This is a genomic window from Polynucleobacter sp. 39-46-10 (assembly GCF_002282275.1).
In genome coordinates, this window is the sequence record NZ_NCJB01000213.1 from 1 (window position 1) to 4,127 (window position 4,127).

Sequence of the window (4,127 nt, forward strand, 5' to 3'; positions counted from 1 at the left end):
CAGCAAGCCTTTCCTTTTGGCCCTTTTTTAGTTATTGCTGGCATCATTGAGCTGTTATGGCCTCAACTCATTCCAACTTTCATTCTGCCCAAGCTGATTTAAAAGTCTTGAAGGGGGAAATCCCTTTCATTGGCTTAACCGGCGGCATTGGTTCTGGCAAGACGGCGGTGAGCGATTTGCTAGGTAAGCTTGGGGCCGGGGTGATTGATACAGACTTGATTTCCCATCAAATTACTGCACCCGGCGGAAAAGCGATTCCATTGATTACCAAAGAATTTGGGGCTGACTTCATAGACCCCCAGGGAGCCCTGGATCGACCCAAAATGCGGGCCCTAGTCTTTGCAGATTCAAATGCCCGTCAAGCTTTGGAGAAAATAACCCACCCCTTAATTCAGCAAGAAACCGCCAAACAAGCATTTGAGTTGGCCAAATCTGGAGCCCCCTATCTTGTTTTTGTAGTCCCACTGCTCATTGAGTCAGGGTCTTGGGTAAATCTGATTGACTACCTCATCGTAGTTGATTGTCCAGAAGAGACCCAAATTCAAAGAGTGATGCACCGCAGCAATATGACCCGCTTAGACGTGGAGAATATTCTCAAAGCGCAAACGAGTCGCAAAGTCCGTCTAGCAGCAGCTAACGCCGTTATTGAAAATCAAGGCAGTCTAGATGAGCTCAAATCAGAGGTTCTGAAGCTGCACCAAGAATTACTCAAAATTTAAGAAGAAGCCTCTAAGTTCGTCATAGAATATAGGCTTGTGATTGTCTACGAATACCCTTTCAATGAATTAGTTCGAAGCATGCTTCGGCTGGAGTATTTGTTCGCCCGCTTCAATCACTTCCTCCGTTCAGATGATCCAGAACTGCATCACAATGCAATTGCGATGTTGTTTGACTTGGGCGATATTGGTTCACGAGGTGATATCAAATCCTTATTGCTAAAAGAATTTGAGCGTCAAAAATATGCCCTAAATGGTCTAAAGTCTTCGCAAAAGGTAGATCAAGAAGCCTTAACGCAAACGCTTTCAGAGATTGATAAAGCTGCACTGAATATCAATCAATCGATGGGTAAGCCTAATTCTGCAATTACTGAGAGTGAATGGTTAAATGCTATTCGTACCCGATTAAATATTCCAGGTGGAACAAGTCCGATTGATTTGCCGAGTTACCATGCTTGGAAAAATACCCCCTCGACTCAGCGCAGAGAGTTATTAGAAAAATTTATTGACCCACTTTTGCCATGGCATGAAGCTTGCCAAATTTTCTTAAGATTGCTCCGTCAATCTGGAGAAGCAAAAGATGTTGTTGCACATCAAGGCGCATATCAACAAGCACCTTCTGGTAAGGTTTATCAATTGATGCGTATCGCTGTAGAAGATGACAGCCTCTTTTCAGAAATCAGTGCCAATAAATATCTTTTATCGATTCGCTTTCTGAAAATTGATCAAGATAAAAAACCGCAGATCCTGAATGAGGATGTGTCTTTTAGGCTGACCCTCTGCCAGCTCTAAGTCTTTAGTAGCTTTAACTTTTCCAGCATGGGCCAGGCAGCTGGCAATAAAGGCTCTACCGTCGGTAGCGCATTGCCAACCAATTGCCAAGAGAGTGCTTGACCCTCACACCCCCTAGGCGTTCCACTCCATTTTCGAATAATGCTGACATGCAAACGAACATAAGCATGTGGATAGTCATGTTCCAAGACAACCAGCTCTTCACTAGACTCAATATCAATCCCGAGCTCTTCTTGTAATTCACGCTTGAGTGCTGCGAATACAGATTCACCGGATTCAATTTTTCCACCGGGAACCTCCCAGTAGCCAGCATAAGGCTTGCCTTCTGGACGCTGACCCAAAAGATAGCGTCCCTCTGGATCCAATAGAATCCCAGCAGCAACTTCCGTGACAGGGCGGTTAGAGTCACTCATGGAATGATTAAGCCGCGTGCGAGCCAGCCCAATGCTTAGCAAACTGCCAAGCAACACGACCAGAACGCGAACCTCGCTCTAATGCCCAAACCAATGCTTCAGCTCTAGCACCCTCAATCTGCGCGTCACTTAAACCAAAATGGCGTAACCAATGGGCAACAATTTCTAGATACTCATCTTGCTTTGGTGGATAAAAAGAAAGCCATAAACCAAAACGCTCCGAGAGAGAAATTTTTTCCTCAACCACTTCACCCGGATGAATTTCTCCATCATCACCGTGAACATAACCCTCGTTATCCTTCATATATTCAGGCAAGAGGTGGCGTCGGTTAGAGGTGGCATAAATCAAAATATTGTCGACTTGTGCTGATACAGAGCCATCCAAAGCAGACTTCATAGCCTTATAGCCTGATTCCCCATCTTCAAATGAGAGGTCATCACAAAAAATAATAAAGCGCTCTGGACGCTCAGCCAATAAATCTGTAATGTCAGCCAAGTCTGCCAAATGCTCTTTTTCAACTTCGACCAAACGTAAGCCCTGGCTAGCAAACTCATGCAAGCTTGCTTTAATGAGTGAGGACTTTCCTGTGCCACGTGCACCCGTTAATAAAATATTATTAGCAGGCTTGCCCTGAATAAAGTTTTTGGTGTTGTCACGAATTGCATCACGTTGACGATCGATATTTTTTAGATCTTCAAAGGTGATGTCCGAAACATGTTTGACTGGCTGCAAAAAACCAATGCTTCCGAAGATGCTATCGCGACGACGCCACCTAAAAGCGGTTGATGATTTCCACTGCTCTTCCGTTAACTGCTTTGGTAAAAATGTTTCAAGGTGGTTGAGGAGTTGCTCTAATTTTTCATTCATTTCACGAATTCCTATGAGCGGTAATCAGCATTAATGGAAACGTAGTCATGTGACAAATCACAAGTCCACATCGTCTGCTGTGCCGATCCACGACCCAAGTCAATCTTGACGGTAATTTCTTCAGCCTGCATCACTCTCTGACCATCAGCTTCTTGGTAATCAGGATGTCGGCCACCATTCTTAGCAACCCAAACATCCCCAAGCCACATTTGCACTTGGTTCACGTCGAGGTCAGTGATTCCAGCGTAACCAATCGCCGCAAGAATGCGACCTAGATTGGGGTCGCTAGCAAAGAAAGCCGTCTTTACTAATGGTGAATGGGCTACCGCCTCTGCTACTAAGCGGCACTCCTCCTCCGTCTTACCACCCTGCACATCAATCGTAATAAATTTAGTTGCTCCTTCACCATCCCTCACAATCATTTGAGCAAGCTTACGGGCGAGATCGATTAATGCGGCCCGAACTAAGGCATAACTAGGTTCAGCAGCAGATTGGATCTGCACAGAGGACTGGCCAGTTGCCATAATGATGAATGAATCATTGGTTGAGGTATCGCCATCAATCGTGATCGCGTTAAAAGAAAGATCAGCAATCTCACGCGTCAGTTGATTAAGCAGGCCTGGAGCAAAACCAGCATCAGTTGCAATAAACCCCAACATCGTTGCCATATTAGGATGAATCATGCCGGCACCTTTGCAAATACCGGTAATGGTCACAAGTCCAGATGGGGTATCCACTGTCATGGATGCAGCTTTGGGCTGAGTATCTGTAGTCATGATGGCTTCAGCAGCATCAAGCCAATGGTCTTCGCCAAGGTTAGCAACTGCTTTAGGCAATCCAGCAATTAATCTGTCGATCGGCAGTGGCTCCAGAATCACACCAGTTGAAAACGGCAAAATTTGTTCTGGATTGAGCTTAAGTTCTTTTGCTAATTCAGCACAAGTGGATAGGGCATCCTTCATGCCCCGCTCACCAGTTCCCGCATTCGCATTACCCGTATTCACCACCAAAGCGCGAATCCCACCCTTTGCACTATCCAAGGCTAAATGCTCTTTGCAAACTTGAACTGGTGCAGCACAAAATCGATTTAAAGTAAAAACACCAGCAACTTGGGAGCCAGGTGCTAAGGTCATCACCAATAAGTCTTTGCGATTAGCTTTTTTGATTCCAGCTTCAGCGATACCCATCTGAAAACCCTTCACAGGCTTTAGTTGGTCTTTTTGAGGGAGTGGTAAGTTGACAGTCATATATGCTTCTAAAACAAGGGGATTAATAGGAAAGGGCTATCCGCCGCCTCTCCGAGTATAAAGATCAAAGCGATCTAAGATGGCCTGAATT

At 45.2% G+C, this 4,127-nt stretch carries 5 protein-coding genes; 2 read left to right on the forward strand and 3 right to left on the reverse strand.

The window, feature by feature from the left end; translation table 11 throughout:
* Positions 1–119 precede the first annotated feature (119 nt).
* Positions 120–719 (forward strand): dephospho-CoA kinase, encoded by a 600-nt coding sequence (gene coaE / locus B7X71_RS12845; RefSeq protein ID WP_293600941.1) that lies wholly within the window; start codon positions 120–122, stop codon positions 717–719.
* Between the two features lie 36 nt (positions 720–755).
* Positions 756–1,508: a cell division protein ZapD gene (gene zapD / locus B7X71_RS12850; RefSeq protein WP_293600937.1), complete on the forward strand. Its 753-nt coding sequence runs from the start codon at positions 756–758 to the stop codon at positions 1,506–1,508.
* On the opposite strand, the gene B7X71_RS12855 is transcribed toward zapD, so the two are convergent.
* The 3 genes from B7X71_RS12855 to argJ are packed head-to-tail and all read right to left on the reverse strand — an operon-like array spanning position 1,505 to position 4,036.
* Positions 1,505–1,921: an NUDIX domain-containing protein gene (locus B7X71_RS12855; protein WP_293600938.1), complete on the reverse strand. Its 417-nt coding sequence runs from the start codon at positions 1,919–1,921 to the stop codon at positions 1,505–1,507. The two genes, zapD and B7X71_RS12855, sit on opposite strands and share 4 nt — an antisense overlap.
* A 7-nt stretch (positions 1,922–1,928) precedes the next feature.
* A complete protein-coding gene (locus tag B7X71_RS12860) occupies positions 1,929–2,789 on the reverse strand; it encodes an ATP-binding protein (protein WP_293600939.1) in 861 nt (286 codons plus the stop codon).
* An 11-nt stretch (positions 2,790–2,800) separates the two neighbouring features.
* Positions 2,801–4,036, reverse strand: coding sequence for a bifunctional glutamate N-acetyltransferase/amino-acid acetyltransferase ArgJ (gene argJ / locus B7X71_RS12865; protein ID WP_293600940.1), 1,236 nt, complete (start codon positions 4,034–4,036; stop codon positions 2,801–2,803).
* Positions 4,037–4,127 lie beyond the last annotated feature (91 nt).

Excerpts from the sequence above, each read along its gene's own strand:
- B7X71_RS12855 (WP_293600938.1), bottom strand. The coding sequence starts at position 1,921 with ATGAGTGACTCTAACCGCCCTGTCACGGAAGTTGCTGCTGGGATTCTA.
- B7X71_RS12860 (WP_293600939.1), bottom strand. The coding sequence starts at position 2,789 with ATGAATGAAAAATTAGAGCAACTCCTCAACCACCTTGAAACATTTTTA.
- argJ (WP_293600940.1), bottom strand. The coding sequence starts at position 4,036 with ATGACTGTCAACTTACCACTCCCTCAAAAAGACCAACTAAAGCCTGTG.